The sequence below is a fragment of the Sulfitobacter dubius genome, from assembly GCF_027214245.1.
Classification (GTDB): Bacteria; Pseudomonadota; Alphaproteobacteria; order Rhodobacterales; family Rhodobacteraceae; genus Sulfitobacter; species Sulfitobacter dubius_A.
Genome location: NZ_JAPWHM010000002.1, coordinates 78,256 through 94,777, shown reverse-complemented (window position 1 = coordinate 94,777; position 16,522 = coordinate 78,256). Strand labels below are relative to the sequence as shown.

The 16,522-nt window shown below is 61.8% G+C and carries 15 protein-coding genes; 13 read left to right on the top strand and 2 right to left on the bottom strand.

Going from position 1 to position 16,522, the window contains the following annotated elements:
* Nucleotides 1–123: 123 nt before the first annotated feature.
* Nucleotides 124–822 (bottom strand): GntR family transcriptional regulator, encoded by a 699-nt coding sequence (locus O4H31_RS04370; RefSeq protein ID WP_259950303.1) that lies wholly within the window; start codon nucleotides 820–822, stop codon nucleotides 124–126.
* 346 nt (nucleotides 823–1,168) lie between these two features.
* Here O4H31_RS04370 and O4H31_RS04365 point away from each other — a divergent pair, with 346 nt between their 5' ends.
* The 12 genes from O4H31_RS04365 to O4H31_RS04310 all read left to right on the top strand — a co-directional run bounded on the left by O4H31_RS04365 (nucleotide 1,169) and on the right by O4H31_RS04310 (nucleotide 13,925).
* Nucleotides 1,169–2,188 carry an ABC transporter ATP-binding protein gene (locus O4H31_RS04365; RefSeq protein ID WP_269343198.1) on the top strand — a complete coding sequence of 340 codons (1,020 nt, stop codon included), beginning with the start codon at nucleotides 1,169–1,171 and terminating at the stop codon, nucleotides 2,186–2,188.
* Entirely contained in the window at nucleotides 2,185–3,294 is a 1,110-nt protein-coding gene (locus O4H31_RS04360) for an ABC transporter ATP-binding protein (protein ID WP_269343196.1), read from the top strand. The genes O4H31_RS04365 and O4H31_RS04360 overlap by 4 nt, the downstream gene beginning before the upstream one ends.
* 41 nt (nucleotides 3,295–3,335) lie before the next feature.
* Nucleotides 3,336–4,850 carry an ABC transporter substrate-binding protein gene (locus O4H31_RS04355; RefSeq protein WP_269343194.1) on the top strand — a complete coding sequence of 505 codons (1,515 nt, stop codon included), beginning with the start codon at nucleotides 3,336–3,338 and terminating at the stop codon, nucleotides 4,848–4,850.
* 66 nt (nucleotides 4,851–4,916) lie between these two features.
* A complete protein-coding gene (locus O4H31_RS04350) occupies nucleotides 4,917–5,861 on the top strand; it encodes an ABC transporter permease (RefSeq protein WP_269343192.1) in 945 nt (314 codons plus the stop codon).
* Nucleotides 5,861–6,760: an ABC transporter permease gene (locus tag O4H31_RS04345; RefSeq protein WP_259986120.1), complete on the top strand. Its 900-nt coding sequence runs from the start codon at nucleotides 5,861–5,863 to the stop codon at nucleotides 6,758–6,760. The genes O4H31_RS04350 and O4H31_RS04345 overlap by 1 nt, the downstream gene beginning before the upstream one ends.
* Before the next feature lie 11 nt (nucleotides 6,761–6,771).
* Nucleotides 6,772–8,565, top strand: a complete 1,794-nt coding sequence (locus O4H31_RS04340) for a gamma-glutamyltransferase family protein (protein ID WP_269343189.1) — start codon at nucleotides 6,772–6,774, stop codon at nucleotides 8,563–8,565.
* Between the two features lie 3 nt (nucleotides 8,566–8,568).
* Complete coding sequence (locus O4H31_RS04335; protein ID WP_269343187.1) at nucleotides 8,569–9,330, top strand: DUF1028 domain-containing protein; 762 nt, start codon at nucleotides 8,569–8,571, stop codon at nucleotides 9,328–9,330.
* A 4-nt stretch (nucleotides 9,331–9,334) separates the two neighbouring features.
* Nucleotides 9,335–10,177: a sulfite exporter TauE/SafE family protein gene (locus tag O4H31_RS04330; RefSeq protein WP_269343185.1), complete on the top strand. Its 843-nt coding sequence runs from the start codon at nucleotides 9,335–9,337 to the stop codon at nucleotides 10,175–10,177.
* Nucleotides 10,174–10,887: a FadR/GntR family transcriptional regulator gene (locus tag O4H31_RS04325; protein ID WP_067628760.1), complete on the top strand. Its 714-nt coding sequence runs from the start codon at nucleotides 10,174–10,176 to the stop codon at nucleotides 10,885–10,887. The genes O4H31_RS04330 and O4H31_RS04325 overlap by 4 nt, the downstream gene beginning before the upstream one ends.
* Nucleotides 10,888–11,079: 192 nt before the next feature.
* A complete protein-coding gene (locus O4H31_RS04320) occupies nucleotides 11,080–12,063 on the top strand; it encodes a TRAP transporter substrate-binding protein (protein ID WP_269343181.1) in 984 nt (327 codons plus the stop codon).
* 67 nt (nucleotides 12,064–12,130) lie between these two features.
* A complete protein-coding gene (locus O4H31_RS04315; protein ID WP_269343179.1) occupies nucleotides 12,131–12,649 on the top strand; it encodes a TRAP transporter small permease in 519 nt (172 codons plus the stop codon).
* On the top strand, nucleotides 12,642–13,925 hold the full coding sequence (locus O4H31_RS04310; protein WP_269343177.1) for a TRAP transporter large permease: 1,284 nt from the start codon (nucleotides 12,642–12,644) through the stop codon (nucleotides 13,923–13,925). The genes O4H31_RS04315 and O4H31_RS04310 overlap by 8 nt, the downstream gene beginning before the upstream one ends.
* A 38-nt stretch (nucleotides 13,926–13,963) precedes the next feature.
* Here O4H31_RS04310 and O4H31_RS04305 read toward each other — a convergent pair whose 3' ends face one another.
* Complete coding sequence (locus O4H31_RS04305; RefSeq protein WP_269343175.1) at nucleotides 13,964–15,460, bottom strand: aldehyde dehydrogenase family protein; 1,497 nt, start codon at nucleotides 15,458–15,460, stop codon at nucleotides 13,964–13,966.
* 180 nt (nucleotides 15,461–15,640) lie between these two features.
* On the opposite strand from O4H31_RS04305, the gene O4H31_RS04300 reads away from it, so the two are divergent.
* Complete coding sequence (locus O4H31_RS04300; protein ID WP_269343173.1) at nucleotides 15,641–16,513, top strand: NAD(P)-dependent oxidoreductase; 873 nt, start codon at nucleotides 15,641–15,643, stop codon at nucleotides 16,511–16,513.
* The last annotated feature ends 9 nt before the right edge of the window (nucleotides 16,514–16,522 follow it).

Here is a 16,522-nt window from a genome sequence, read left to right as displayed (position 1 = left end):
CATTCATAGAATCCGGCTGCGATATTGCCGGGGTTGGCTGCATCTTAGCTATTGTATTTTATTTGTCGACATAAAATCGCCGCAAGCTTTCTGCGCGCGAAAAAACCACTCATTTACCTATTGTTATAGTTCGATATGCTGCCGCCGATCCCGCGAAATCAGCGCCTGAATCTGCCGTACAATCTGATCCGCATGGGTCTCCGCCAAAGAATCCGCGCGCCCGATATCGCGCGCCTCGATGGCCGCGATCAAATCCTCATGCTCTTGGACATACTCACTAGGAAGCTGATCGTCGAAGGATTGGTAATACATTCGCAGCAAACGACGCCCCTCATCCAGCAGGCGCAAACAAAGCGATTCGTAATAAGGGTTGCGCCCCGCCCGCGCGATCTCGGCATGAAACTCACGGTTCGTGGCGATCATCGACAGCGCGTCCTGCGCCGATACGGCCTTGGCAAACTCTGCCTGTCGCGCGCGGATCTTGGCCATATCGGCCGGGGTATGAAACTGCGCCGCCAGCCGCGTGGTGACACGGTACATCAATGTCATCGCGTCAAAGAAGGTATGCAGGTTCATGAAGTCGATATTCGCCACCACGGTCGAACGGTTGGGCAACGTGGTCACCAATCCCTCGCTGGCCAGCCGCACCAATGCCTCACGGATCGGCGTGCGCGACATCGAAAGACGCTCGGATAGCCGAATCTCGTCAATCGGGCTGCCGGGCAGCAGGGTCAAATCAAGGATCTCATCCCGCAGGATAGAATAGACAAATTGCGCCCCGGACCCGCGCTTGCGTTCCGCCGTTTTAGGTTTGCTGGTCATGCGGGGATGCCGCCCTTTCGAAATTCTTGGCTCCCCCTCGATAAAGCAACAAATCGACCGCCCTACAATAGCGCAGCCCCACCGAATGCGCGCCCGCCCCCTTCAATTCATCCTTTCTTAAATACCGTCCGCAATCTCCCCAAACGCCATCCTCGGCGATCAAGCACCCAACAGACCTTCACAGACCGCTCAAAAATCAAGCATCGCCGTCGATCCAGCAGGCAATCTCTGTCGCAATAGATTGACCGAAAAAGGCTTTCCCAAAAATTAAAATCGCCGGATTGACAGCGAGAAACTTGCAACCGCATACTCGACCAATCTGATATTGGTTCAAGAAAGCGGTCCATTGCCCAACCCTGACATCGGCCTCAACACCGACCCAGACAAGGTTTTGCTCGAAGTGCGCGACTTCAGCCTGCGCTTTCGCGGTGCGCCGAGCGACCAGATCAACCATGTGAATTTCACGGTTCACCCGGGCAAGACGCTCTGCGTTGTCGGGGAAAGTGGATGCGGCAAAAGCGTGACCTCCTTGGCGATGATGGGGCTGCTGCCCGAAGGCGCTGCGACGATCAGATCGGGCGAGATGGTTTTCGAGGGGCAAAAGCTCGACCTTGCCGACCACACAGCCATGCGCAAACTGCGCGGCAGTCGGATGACCATGATCTTCCAAGAGCCGATGACCTCGCTTAACCCCGCGTTCCGCATTGGCGACCAGATCACCGAAGCCGTGCTTGCCCATAGCAACGCCAGCAAGTCCGAGGCCGAGGGAAAGGCGCTGGCGATCCTCGAGCGGGTCGGCATTCCGGCGGCGGAAAAGCGGATGCGCGACTATCCGCATCAGCTCTCGGGCGGGATGCGCCAGCGGGTGATGATCGCCATGGCGCTGGTGAACGACCCCGCCTTGCTGATCGCCGATGAGCCTACAACCGCGCTCGACGTGACCATTCAGGCACAAATCCTTGAGTTGATCCGCGACCTTCAGGCCGAGACTGACATGGGCACGATCATGATCACCCACGACCTCGGCGTCGTGGCCGAAATCGCCGATACCGTGGCGGTCATGTATGCCGGCACGATTGTCGAGACCGGTCCGGCAGAGCGCATATTCAACGACCCGCAGCACCCCTACACGATTGGCCTCATGTCCTCGATCCCGCAGTTGAGCGGCCCGCGCGGGCGTTTGGCCACCGTGCCGGGCATGGTGCCCACGACGCAGAACATGCCCGAAGGCTGCCGTTTTGCAACGCGCTGCCCTTTCGCCCAGCCCATCTGCGTCAAGGAACCGCCGCTTGCGCCGCTGGAAGGTGGCCACGCCGTCGCCTGCCATTTCGCCCCGCTAGAGACCCATCTGGAGCAGAGCGCATGACCGACACGATCCTGACCGCGCGCGGGCTAAAGAAACATTTCAAGACCTCGGGCGGTGGCTTGGCGAAAGGGGCCACGGTCAAGGCGGTCGATGGTGTCTCCTTCGACGTGCGCCGCGGAGAGACCTTTGCCATCGTCGGTGAATCCGGCTGCGGCAAATCCACCCTCGCGCGGCTGCTCATGCGGCTGCTGACCCCAACCGAGGGCGATGTGCAGTTTGACGGCAGCGATGTGCGCAGCCTTGCCGGGCGCGACCTGACCGCGTTGCGCCGAGACATGCAGTTCATCTTTCAGGACCCCTTTTCGTCGCTGAACCCGCGCATGAGCGTCGGCAAGCTGGTCGGCGAACCGCTGGAAACGCATTTCCCCAAGATGTCCGCCTCTGAGCGGCGCGGCAAAGTGGCGGAACTGCTGGCCAAAGTCGGCCTGCGCCCCGAGCACGCGGAACGCTACCCACATGAGTTCTCGGGCGGCCAGCGCCAACGGATCGGGATTGCCCGCGCGCTGGCCTCGGCCCCGAAACTGGTGATCGGGGATGAGCCTGTCTCGGCACTCGACGTCTCAGTGCAGGCGCAGGTGATTAACCTGCTCGGCGATCTGCGCGATGAATTGGGGCTCACACTGGTCATCATCGCCCATGACCTCGCTGTGATCCGCCATATGAGCGACCGTGTGGCGGTGATGTATCTGGGCCAGATCGTCGAACAGGGCGATGTCGATACGGTCTACAACCACCCGCGTCACCCCTATACCCGGGCGCTCCTCTCGGCCATTCCGGTGGCCGCCCATGGTGCGCGCACGCCGCAGACCGCGCTTGAGGGAGAGATGCCGAGCCCTGCGAACCCGCCCTCGGGTTGCCGGTTCCACACCCGCTGCCCCTATGCCAAAGAGCGCTGCGCGAGTGAGCCGCCTGCCTTGCGCGAAACCGATGCAGGCGACGGCCATTTCGCCGCCTGCCACTATTTCGAAGAGATCGCCGCCGCCACACCGGACCTCGGACTTGCCGACGGGCCCGAACGTGCTCCCGGCGCTGCCGCGCGCTTTGCGCTTTACGAAGACGCCATGCGGGACCGGACAACGCTCCGCCCCCGCCAAGACCAAGAATAACAGGCTAAAACAGACTTAATGAAACGACAGGAGAGTTCGATATGACACTGACCAAAATGACCCTCGCCGCCGCGCTGCTGGGGGCCACGACCCTTAGCGCGCAGGCGGCTGACTTGCGCATAGCGCTGCAATCTGACGCCGATGTGCTGGACCCCGACCAGTCGCGCACCTTTGTGGGGCGGATCGTCTATACCTCGCTTTGCGACAAGCTGGTGGACATCACGCCTGATCTGGAAATCATCCCGCAGCTGGCGACCGAATGGTCCTTTTCCGAAGACGGCAAACAGCTGACCATGAAGCTGCGCGACGATGCGGTTTTCCATGACGGCACACCGTTTAACGCCGAGGCCGTTGCCGCCAACATCGACCGCAGCCAGAACCTTGAGACCTCGCGCCGCAAGTCCGAGCTTTCCTCCATCACCGGCGTCGAGGTGTTGGGCAGCCATGAAATCCGCTTTGATCTGGCCGATGCCGACGCCACGCTGATGGCGCAGTTCGCCGACCGCGCGGGCATGATGGTTTCCCCCACCGCTGCCGAAGCGGCGGGCGATGACTTTGGCCTGAACCCGGTCTGCTCGGGCCCCTACCAGTTCAAAGAGCGTGTAGCCCAAGACCGGATCGTGCTGGAGAAATTCGCCGACTATTACAACGCCGAAGACTACCACTTTGACAGCGTGACCTACCTGCCGATCCCCGACACCACCGTGCGTCTGGCGAACCTGCAATCGGGTGACATCGACATGCTGGAGCGTTTGGCCGCGACCGATCTGGCGCAGGCCGAAGGTGACGACGGCATCAAGGTCGAAAGCGCCGTGTCGCTGGGCTATCAAGGCATCACCATCAATGTCGCCAATGGCGAAAAGGGCGACAACCCTTGGGGTAACGATAAACGTCTGCGTCAGGCGCTGAGCTATGCCATCGACCGCGAAGCAATCAATCAGGTCGTCTTCAACGGTGCCTTCGCCGCGGGCAACCAGCCCTTTCCGCCGAACTCGCCTTGGTACAGCACCGACTTCCCCGTGCCGGAGCGTGACGTGGAGAAGGCCAAGGAACTGCTGGCCGAAGCAGGCTTTGCCGATGGGATCGACCTTGAGGTACAGGTGCCCAACACCACGATCCCGCTGCAACTGATGCAGGTCGTACAGTCTATGGCGGCTGAGGCGGGGATCAACATCTCGATCACCTCCAAGGAATTCGCGACGCTGCTGGCCGACCAATCGGCGGGGGACTATCAGGCGAGCCAGATCGGCTGGTCGGGCCGTGTGGACCCCGATGGCAACATCCACCAGTTCATGACCACCGAAGGCGGGATCAACGATTCCAAATACTCCAACCCCGAAGTGGATGAACTGCTCGACAAGGCGCGCAAGTCCAACGACCAAGACGTGCGCCGCGAGAGCTATACCGCTGCCCGCGCGATCCTGAACGAAGAAATGCCGATCGTGTACCTCTACCACCAGACATGGATCTGGGCGCTGGATTCCGACATCACCGGTTTCACCCCCTATCCTGACGGCATGATCCGCCTTGCGGGCATGAAAAAAGAAGAAGGCTAACCCTTCTGCATCCGCACCGCCGGGCCGGTCCCGGCGGTGCCCCTCCCCTGAGCGAGACGTTTCAAAATGCTGTCCTTCATCCTGCGCCGTCTGGTGATCGCGATCCCGACGATCATCCTGATCTCGGTCTTTGTCTTCACCTTGCAAAAGCTGCTGCCGGGCGACCCGGTGCTGGCCATGGCCGGCGAAGAACGCGACCCGCAGGTGCTAGAGTTCCTGCGTGAAAAATACCGGCTGAACGATCCCATCCCGGTGCAGTATTTCACTTGGATCGGCAACGCGCTGACCGGAGATCTTGGTATCTCGCTGCGCACCAACCAGCCGGTGCTGGAACTGATCGGGCAGAAACTGCCCGTAACCATTCAATTGGCCACCATGGCGATGATCTTTGCCATGCTGATCGGCATTCCCGCAGGCATCTTTTCGGCGGTTAAGAAGGGCACGCTGACCGATTATATCGCGAATGTCGTAGCGCTGTCTGGCCTTTCAATCCCGAACTTCTGGCTCGGCATCATGCTGATCTTGCTGGTCTCGGTGAAATGGAAGCTGTTGCCTGCCTCGGGCTATGTGCCGCTGAGCGAAGACCCTGTGCGTTCCATCACCGTCATGCTGATGCCCGCCTTCGTGCTGGGCACCGCGCTTGCCGCGACGCTGATGCGCCACACCCGTTCCGCCATGTTGAGCGTGATGAGCAGTGACTATGTCCGCACCGCCCGCGCCAAAGGGTTGGTTGAGCGCAAAGTCATCCTTAAACACGCCTTTCGCAACGCGCTGACGCCGATCGTTACCCTGACCGCCCTGCTCTTTGGTGAGTTGATCGCGGGCGCGGTGCTGACCGAACAGATTTTCACCATCCCCGGCTTTGGCAAGCTTGTGGTCGATGCGGTGTTCAACCGGGATTACGCCGTGGTGCAGGGGATCGTGCTGGTCACCGCCGTCGGCTTCATCTTCATGAACCTGCTGGCCGATGTCGCCTATGTGCTGCTGAACCCCCGCCTGAGGAAGCAATAATGGCCCAACCTGCCACACCCATCACCATCGACGCCGAAAGTGCGGCTGATCCCGTTCTCTCGGCCCGTCCCGAGAACCGGGTCTGGAAGAAATTCCGCCACCACCGCAGCGCCATGCTGGGCGGGGTGCTGGTGGTTTTCTTCTGCTCCATCGCTTTGCTGGCACCGCTGCTGCCGATCCCCGACCCGTCTGCTACCGACTGGGGCGCGGTGCGCAAAGGGCCGTCCGCCGCGCATTGGATGGGCACCGACGAGCTGGGCCGCGATGTGCTGAGCCGTCTGATCTGGGGGGCACAGGCATCCCTTCTTGCGGGTGTCGTTTCCGTCGCCATCGCGCTAGGGCTTGGCGTGCCCCTTGGCATCGTTGCGGGTTATTTCGGTGGTTGGACGGATGCGGTGATCTCGCGCTGCACCGAGGCCCTGCTGGCTGCGCCCTTCCTTATCCTCGCTATCGCGCTGGCCGCGTTTTTGGGGCCCAGCCTGACCAACGCTATGATTGCCATCGGCATCTCTGCCACGCCGATCTTCATCCGACTGACCCGCGGTCAGGTGCTGAGCGTCGCCGCCGAGGATTACGTCGAGAGCGCGCGTGCCATTGGCCTGTCGACCCCACGCATCCTGCGCCGCTATATTTTCCCCAACGTGCTGCCGCCCGTGCTTGTGCAAGCCACGCTGACCGTCGCCACTGCGATCATCGCCGAAGCCTCCCTGTCCTTCCTTGGCCTCGGCCAGCAGCCCCCTGCGCCCTCTTGGGGCTCGATGCTGAACACGGCGAAAAACTTCCTCAATCAAGCGCCTTGGATGGCGCTCTGGCCCGGCATTGCGATCTTTATGGTCGTGCTTGGCTTTAACCTTCTCGGCGATGGTCTGCGCGATGCGCTGGACCCGCGCGAACACTGACCGGAGACGACATGACCACCTTCACCACCCGCCCCGAGATCCGCGGCTCCTTCGGTGTCACCACCTCAACTCATTGGATCGCCTCGACCGTGGGTTTTGGCATCCTCGAAAAAGGCGGCAATGCCTTTGACGCCGCCGTGGCTGCGGGTTTCGTTTTGCAGGTGGTCGAGCCGCATCTGAACGGCCCGGCGGGCGATCTGCCGATCATCTTTCACGACGCGGAAAAGAAGGCGACCAAGGTCGTCTGCGCCCAAGGGGTCAGCCCCGCCGCCGCCAAGCTGGAGCATTTCGAGGAACTCGGGCTCAAGCTGATCCCCGGCTCGGGGCTTTTGTCGACGGTGGTGCCCGGTGCCTTTGACGGCTGGATGCTGATGCTGCGCGACCATGGCACCATGGGCCTGCGCGACGTGCTGCAGCCCGCGATCGACTATGCCCGCGATGGCCATCCGGTGCTGCCGCGCGTGTCGAACACCATCAAGGGGCTCGCCGAATATTTCGCCACCGAATGGCCAAGCTCCGCCGCCGTCTGGACGCCGGGCGGCGAAGCGCCAGAGCCGAACGCCAACTTCAAAAACCCCGATCTGGCTGCCACCTATGAACGGTTGGTCAGCGAGGCCGAAGCCGCAGGTGAGGACCGCAACGCGCAGATCGAGGCCGCGCGGAAAATCTGGTCCGAAGGTTTCGTGGCAGATGCGATCTTTGACTACCTCGAAGACGCCTGCGTGCATGACGTGTCGGAACAAAAGAACAGCGCCCTGCTGGCACGTGAGGACATGGCCAAATGGCAGGCCAGCTACGAAGACACGCTCACTTACGAATACCACGGCTGGACGGTGCATAAGACCCACGCATGGTCGCAAGGGCCGGTGTTCTTGCAGACCCTCGCCATCCTCAAACATTTCGACCTTGCCGGAATGGACCCGATGGGCGCCTCCTTTACCCATACGGTGATCGAGGCGATGAAACTCGCCTATGCCGACCGCGAAGCCTATTACGGCGACCCCGAGCAGAGCATCATCCCGATGGAAGAACTGCTTTCTGATGCGTATAACGCGGAACGCGCGAAACTGGTCAACGGCAAAGCGTCCCTTGAGCAACGCCCCGGCGTGATCGCGGGGCTGGAGCATTTGGCGGAGCGCTATATCGAACGCGCAGCCCGTGATTTCGGCGTTCAGAATGCCGCCCCGCAAGAGCCCACGATGGCGCATCTGACCGAAAAACGCGGCGATACCGTACATCTTGATGTGATCGACCGCTGGGGCAATATGGTCTCGGCCACGCCTTCGGGCGGGTGGTTGCAAAGCAATCCGGTCGTGCCGGGCTTGGGCTTTCCGCTGAACTCGCGCGCGCAGATGTTCTGGCTTGAGCGGGGCCTGCCCACGTCGCTTGCCCCCGGGCGTCGGCCACGCACCACGCTGACCCCCTCTTTCGCCGAACATGCCGACGGGCGACAACTGGTCTTTGGCACGCCGGGTGGCGACCAGCAGGACCAATGGCAGCTGATCTGGTTCCTGCGTTTCGTGCATCACGGGATCGACCTGCAAGAAGGCATGGACGCGCCGCTGTTCCATACCATGCATTTTCAAAGCAGCTTCTTTCCCCGCCAAGCCCTGCCCGGTGAGATGATGATCGAACCCAATGTCGGCGCTACGGTGATCGACGCGCTGCGCGCACGCGGCCATATCGTCACCGTGGCCGAACCGTGGTCGGTGGGGCGCATGACCGCCGCGCTGCGTAATCCCGATGGCAGCCTTCAGGCCGCCGCGACCCCCCGCCTGATGCAGGCCTATGCCGTAGGACGTTGACCCATGACCTATTCCATCATCGCCCGTGATCCTGACACCCATGAGATCGGCATCGCCGTGGCGAGCCGCTTTTTCGCCTGCGGGGCTGCTGTGCCCTACATCGGTCGCCGTGTCGCCGTGGCGACGCAGGCATTCGTCAATCCGCTTTGGGGGACCGAAGGCCGGCGCATGTTGGAAAGCGGCGACCCCGCGGAAGCACTGCTGAAGGAATTTGCCGCGCGCGATGCGGGGCGCGATATCCGCCAGTGCCACATGCTCGACGCCGAGGGGAATTTCGCCGCGCACACTGGCGCGGGCTGCGTCGATTGGGCCGGGCACCGCGTTGGCACGATCCACTCCGTTGCAGGCAATATGCTGACCGGACCAGAGGTCGTAGAGGCCACGTTCGACACCTACGCCGCCCGCAGTGATCTGCCGATGGCCGAACGCCTGCTTGCCGCGATGCGCGCAGGCGAAGAGGCGGGCGGCGACAAACGCGGGCGTCAAGCGGCGGGGCTGGTGATCCACCGCGGGCAGGACCATGCCTATCTCGACCTGCGGGTCGATGACCATGGCGACCCGCTTAGCGAACTTGACCGGCTGCTTGAGGTCGCAGGAGAGCGTTACCTACATGTGGCCGATGCGATGCCAAGCCTCGACAATTTCTCGGGCACCTCTGACCGCGCGCCGATTGATGCCGCGATTGCGCGGGCCGAAGAGGCGCGCAAAGCAGCGGGCAAAGCCAGCCGGTCACTGGCGACAGATGTAGAGACAAAGAAAGTTTAACCCGATGAACGCGCTCGATTTTGGCCAGCTACTGCCCCTTCTCGCCATTGCGGTGACCGCCGGTATTTTTGGCGGTATCCTTGCGGGACTGCTGGGTGTTGGCGGCGGTATTGTGATTGTCCCTGCGCTCTATCTTGCCCTCTCGACGGCGGGGATGGACCCGGCGATTACAATGCAGGTAGCCGTTGGCACCTCGCTTGCGACCATCGTCTTTACCTCGCTGTCCTCTGGCTATGGTCATTTCAAACGCGGCGCGATTGATATGGACCTGCTAAAACTCTGGGCACCGTCGCTTTTGGTTGGCGTTGTCATCGGCGCGCTTTTGGGGGGCTATGTCTCGGGGCTGATCCTTGTCGGCGTCTTTGCCACCGTGGCCGCGCTCGTCGCGCTCGACATGATCTTTCGCAAGACCAAAGACGAGCCCACGCCGCGCGGCTTTGCCAAGCCGATCTGGGCAGTGCTGGGTGTCGTGACCGGCGGGCTGTCGGCGATGATGGGCATCGGGGGCGGGACCATCGGCGTGCCGCTGTTGAACTTTCTGGGCTATGACATCCGCCGCGCGGTCGGCACCTCTGCCGCAATCGGCTTTATCATCGGTCTGCCCGGCGCGGTGGTCTATGCGCTGACGGGCCTCGGCGCAGAAGGGCTGCCGCCCTTCTCGCTTGGCTATGTGAACCTTGCCGCTGCGGCCATCATCATTCCGCTGACCAGCAGCTTTGCCCATGTGGGCGTGAAATTGGCCCATAGCATCCCGCGCCGGGCGCTTCGGTTTGCCTTTGGAATTTTCCTGATGGTAACGTCATTGCGTATGTTCATTGATTTATTTGAAGCGTTTTCCAACTCATGACACAGCCCCCCCAGACCGCCCCAAGTGAAGATGAATTGGCCGAGCGGCTGCGCGGAGCGATCCGGCAAGGGGATATCCTGAACGATGGGCGGATGCCGCCCGAACGGGCATTGGCCGAGCATTTCGGCGTGAGCCGCGCGCGGCTGCGGCTAGCGCTTGGCCTGCTGCAAGAGGATGGCACCATTTACCGCCGCCACGGCCAAGGCACCTTTGCCACGCCGCCGCCCGCCACCAACGCCGACAGCCTGCGCCACCTCGCCCGGCAAGTGACACCAAGCGATGTCATGGAAGTCCGGCTTGAGGTCGAGCCCGCCCTTGCCGCCCTCGCCGCCGACCGCGCCCGCCCGCAAGAGATCGAGCGGCTGGATCAGTTGATGCGCGCCACGCTGAACCTCAGTGATCCCGACGCCTATGAGGCGGCGGATGACATGTTCCACTACAAGATTGCCGAGATGGCCCGGAACCCGCTGTTCCTCACGGTCTACGAATCTATCCGCGCGGTGCGCCGCGAAGTGGCTTGGACCTCGCGCCGCCGCAGCTCTCACGCGCCAGAGACGTTACAGATACTTGGCGAACAACACATGACCCTGAACGACGCCATCGCCCGGCGCGATACGCTCGGTGCGGCCGCGGCGATGGAACAGCATTTGCTGACCGTATCCAAAACCCTGCTCCGTGACCGGGTGCGCAAAATCGAGCTCGATCTCTAGCCGGGTCAGTCCTGAGCACTGTTGGCGTGGTCAAGGGTTGTAGCATCGCGTCGGATCATATCACCAAGGGAACCACCCTCAAAACGCTGTGGATTCATTGTCCACAAAGCGCCCTCAACCCCATTGCCATTTGGAGCGTCCAGCGCTAGCAGTTTTCGTGACCTTGTTAATAAGATCGCTGGAGGATACAAAATGTTCAAAATCACCAAGCCCACGGCAATTATCGCCACTTTGGCCGCGCTCACCGGAGGAGCACTGAGCGCCCAGACCGAAGTTAAGATCGGCTACGCCCTCGCCCCCGACAGCCACTACGGCGTCGCGGCGCAGAAGTGGCAGGAAGTCGTCGAAGCCGAAACCGACGGCAAGTTCAGCTTCCGCCATTTCCCCTCTTCCGGCTTGGGCGGTGAGCGTGAAGTGGTCGAAGGTCTGCAGCTTGGCACCGTCGAGGCGACCATCGTCTCCACCGGCACGCTCAGCAACTTCGTCCCCGCCACCGGTGTGACCGACATCCCCTTCCTGTTCCGCAGTCTTGACCACGCCCGCCGCGTGCTTGATGGTCCCATCGGCCAAGACATTCTGGCCGAGTTCGACGGCGCCGGCATGGTGGCGCTGGCATGGGGTGAGCAGGGTTTCCGCCACATCACCAACAACCGCAACGCGATCGAGACCCCAGAAGACATCGCGGGCATGAAACTGCGCACCATGGAAAACCCGGTGCACCTTGATGCCTTTAACGCTGCCGGTGCTGCCCCCACCCCGATGGCATGGCCCGAGGTGATCAGTTCGCTGCAGCAAGGCACCATCGACGGGCAGGAAAACCCGCTGTCAGTGATCGTGTCAGTGAAACTCGACGAGGTGCAAAAGTACCTGACGCTGTCGGGCCACGTCTATTCGCCCGCCATGCTGCTGGTCTCCAAACCCTTCTGGGAAGGCCTGTCTGACGAAGACAAAGCCGCCTTTGAGAAGGGCGCAACCGAGGCTGTCGCCGCCATGCGTGGTTTCGTTGATGATGTCGAACAGAGCGGCGTAGAGACGCTGAAAGAGCGCGGCATGGAAGTCAACGAGCTGACCGAAGAGCAAAAAGCCACCTTCCGCGCCTCGATCGAGAGCGCCTATGAAGGCTACTATGAGACCTACGGCAAAGAACTGATCGACCAGATCGCCGCGACCAAGTAATCACGTCGTTGAAAGAAAAGACGGCCGGGAGCAGCGCTTCCGGCCGTTTTTCACGGGAGGGGAAACCATGCGCAGATTGGAACAGCTATTCGTCAAGGTGAACGCCGCGGTGGTGATCGCCTGCCTGACGGGGATGGTCTTGGTCGTGGGGGCCAATGTCGCTTTGCGGTTCAGCACCAACCATTCGCTGTCATGGTCCGATGAATCCGCCCGTTACCTGATGATTTGGATGGCCTTTCTTGGGGCCGGTCTGGCGCTGCGGCAGGGCGGCCATGTGGCCATCACCAATCTGCACGACGTGATGAGCACCCGGATGCAGCGCATCCTGCGCGGGGTCATCGTATTAATCCTGTTGTTCTTTTTCGCTTTCATGGTCAAGGTCGGCTGGGACTATATGCAGCGCGCGCAGTACCAGATGACCCCCGCGATGCGGCTGTCGTTCCGCTATGTCTATGCCGCTATGCCGGTCGGGTTCTCGCTGTTGATCGTGCATTTGCTGCTGATCGCGCGGCCTTTCATCATGGCGGGCCACTACCATCAGCCCGATGGCCAGACCGAAAACATGCCGGGAGCCGCCAATGGCTGAGATCCTCTTTATCTCGCTTTTCGTGCTTATGGTGCTAGGGCTGCCCGTTGCCTTTGCCATGGCCATTTCGGTTTTTGCGGCAATTGGCTTGGGCAGTTCCTATCCGCAGATCGTCGTTGTCAAAGAGATGTTTTCCGGCCTCGACAGTTTCCCGCTTTTGGCGGTGCCCTTCTTCATCCTCGCCGCCGAGATCATGACCGGCGGCGCGATCACGCACACGTTGCTTCGCTTTGCCGCTCAGTTCGTCGGGCATCTGCGCGGGGGGCTGGGCTATGCCAATGTGATCTCCTCCACCATGTTCGCGGGCATTTCCGGCTCGGCCTTGGCCGATGCGGCGGGACCGGGGGCGATGATGATCCGCATGATGGAAAAAGGCGGCTATGACCGCTCCTACGCCGGGGCGCTGACAATTTCCTCGGCGGTGGTGGGGCCGATCATTCCGCCGTCGATCGTGATGATCATCTATGCGCTGCAGGATCAGGAAGTCTCGGTCGGGTCGCTGTTTATGGCCGGTGTCATTCCGGGGCTTTTGCTGGCCTGTGGCAGTCTTGCCGCCAACGGTTGGGTCAGTTGGAAACGCGACTATCGCAGCGCGGAAGCACGCCCCGAGCGGGCGCAGATGTGGCGCAATACATTCATGGCGCTGCCAGCGCTAGGGTTGATCGTGATGATTGTCGGCGGCATTCGGGGCGGTATATTTACCCCGACTGAGGCCTCAGTCATCGCGGTTTTCTATGCGCTCTTTTGCGGGTTCTTTGTCTACCGCGCGCTGCGGCTGCAAGATCTGCCGGGGCTGATCCTACGCGCCGCGCTGATCTCTTCGGCGGTGCTTTTGATCCTTGGCGCTGCGCGGGCTTTCGCATGGGTTCTGGTGATCGAAGGCGTGCCGCAATTTCTGGCCGAGGCGATCATCTCATGGGAGCTGTCGCCAATCCTGTTCCTTTTGGCGGTCAACGTGCTGCTGCTGCTCTTTGGCCTGTTCATGGACCCGCTGCCGGGCGTGATGATCCTCGTCCCGATCCTCGCGCCGATCAGCCACGCCCTCGGCATTGCGCCGGATCATTTCGCCATCGTGGTGATCGTGAACTTGACGCTGGGGCTGACGACGCCCCCGGTGGGGAGCCTGATCTTCGTGGTGTCTTCAGCGGTGAACCTGCGCCCGGCGGCGCTGATCCGTGAGATGCCGCCGTTCTTTCTGGCGAACTTTGTCGTGTTGATGCTGCTGACCTTCATACCAGTGCTGAGCACATGGTTGCCGAAAATCAGCGGTTTCTAAAGCGGACCGCCCGGCGGTGAGGCCGGGCGGCTTTCAAATCATTCCGTCTGTATCCAAACCGCCTTGGTATCCAAATACGCCTGCAGGTGCTCCACGCCGCCTTCCTTGCCATAGCCCGACATCTTGAGCCCGCCGAACGGCACCGCCGGGTCAATCGCATGGTACATGTTCACCCAGACCGATCCCGCCTTGAGGCGCTTCACCGTCCGATGCGCAGTGCTCAGATCGCGGGTAAAGATGCCTGCCGCCAGACCGTAGGGCGTGGCATTGGCGCGCGCGATGACCTCTTCCATCGTGTCGAAGGGCAGGACAGAGATCACAGGCCCGAAAATTTCCTCCCGCGCGATGGTCATGTCGTCGGTCACATCGGCAAAGATCACCGGCTCAAGGAAGTTACCGCCGTCATAGCTCTCCCCCTCGGGCCGTGCCCCGCCCGTGACCAGCCGCGCGCCTTCGGCCTTGCCCGCAGCAATATAGCCCTCGACCTTCTCAGTCTGCACGCGGTTGATCAGCGGGCCAAGGTCAGTGCCCTCATCCAAGCCGTGCCCGATCTTCAGCCCGCGCGCGAAGGCGGCGAGCTTCTCGATGAACTCATCCTGAATTTCTCGCGCCACGAACAGCCGCGAGCCTGCGATGCAAATCTGGCCTGAATGCGCGTAGACCGCCATTGCCGCTACCGGCACGGCCTTTTCAATATCCGCGTCCTTGCAGATGATCAGCGGAGATTTCCCGCCCAACTCCAACGTGATCCGCTTGAGGTTCTCAACGCCAGCGCGGGCAATCGTCTTGCCCGTGGCAGTCGAGCCGGTGAAGACCACTTTGTTCACGTCCTCATGTTCGGCCAGACGCGCGCCCGCTTCGCGGCCCGTGCCGGTGACCACGTTGACCACCCCATCGGGCACGCCTGCCTCTTGCATCAACTTCGCGATCATCAAGGGCGTCAGCGGCGCGTCTTCGGAGGGCTTCAACACCACGGTGCAGCCCGTCGCCAGTGCGGGCGCGATTTTCCAGATTGAGGCGGCGGTCGGGGCGTTCCAAGGGATAATCGCCCCCACCACGCCCACCGGCTCGCGCGTTGTGAAAGAGAACATTGATTGCGAGACTGAGTTCTCGATCACATCGCCATGCAACGCGACCGCCTGCCCAGCATAGAACCGCAGCATCCCGATCACCCGACGTTTGTTGCCCAAGGTCCGCGCCAGCGGCAGACCCATGTCGGCGGTGTCGGAGACGCAGAGTTTTTCCCAATCGCGCTCCATCACATCGGCAATGCGCAAGAGCACCTCTTGCCGATCATAGGGCGTGAATTTCGACCACGCCCCCTCAAAGGCCCGACGCGCGGCGGCGACGGCAGCATCGACATCTTCGGGCCCGCCACGCGGTACCGTCGCCAGCGCCCGGCCCGAGGCGGGATCGACCACGTTCAGCACCTCGCCTGACAGCGCGGGCACATCCTTGCCGTCGATGAACATCGGGCAGAACTGCCCGTGATAGAGGTCTTGGGCAATCTGGTGGGGGTCGATGGTCAAAGTCATATCAGCCTCATGCAATCAATGCGCCATTCCTATCAAGCGCCGTGTCGGTTTCAAATATACAAAGCCCTGTTTGGCCGAGAAAATCCGCCCCGCCCGCGTTGCACCGTGACGGGCCGCGCGGTAGAGCTTTCCCCAAGGGAACCGCGCGTAGAGGTGGCGGTGGCAAGCGAAGGAAAATCCATGAAAATCGGTATGATCGGTGTCGGCCTGATGGGCCACGGAATTGCACGCAACGTGATGCGGCGCGGGGGTTTTGCGCTTGGCTATTTCGACCACCCCGGCAACCAGCCGACCGATGAGTTGGACGGGCTGGGCGCAACGGCCTTCGACAGCCTCAGCGATCTGGCCGCCGCGTCGGATGTGATCATCCTCTGCGTCACCGGCTCTCCGCAGGTCGAAGGCATTCTGACCGGTGCGGGCGGCGTGATCGCCGGGCTGAAGCCCGGTGCGGTTGTGGTCGATTGCTCTACCTCCCTGCCCGCCTCGACGGTGAAGATGGCCGAGGCGGTCAAAGCGGCGGGGGGCGAATTCGTTGACGCGCCAATGACCCGGACCGCGCAATTCGCCCATGAGGGGAAGTTGAACCTGCTGGTTGGCGGTGACGCTGCCACGGTCGAAAAGGTCTCTCCGGTACTCGCAGCCTTCACCGAGGAGGTCAAACATGTGGGCGAGGTCAGCGCAGGCCACCGTTTGAAATTGCTGCACAATTACGTCTCGGTCGGGTTCATGTCGCTCCTCGCCGAGGCTGCGGCGCAATCGGCGGATGCGGGGATCGATCCGCAGAGTTTCGTCGATGTTTTGGCGGGTGGCGGCGGGGCCAGTGTAGCGCTTGATCGGCTATCGCCCTTCATCGTAAACGGCGACCGCGAGGCGCTGCCCTTTGCGATCAGCAACGCGCTGAAGGATTTCGACTATTACCGCCAGATGTCTGCGCAGGCGGGCGCGCAGGTTGAGATTGCCGATGGGGTCTATGGTGCCTTGTCCAAGGTCGTCGAGAAGGGCGCGGGCGATGCCTATGTCCCTGAATTGGTGCAGCATTTCCGAAAGGGGTAAGCCCTAGGG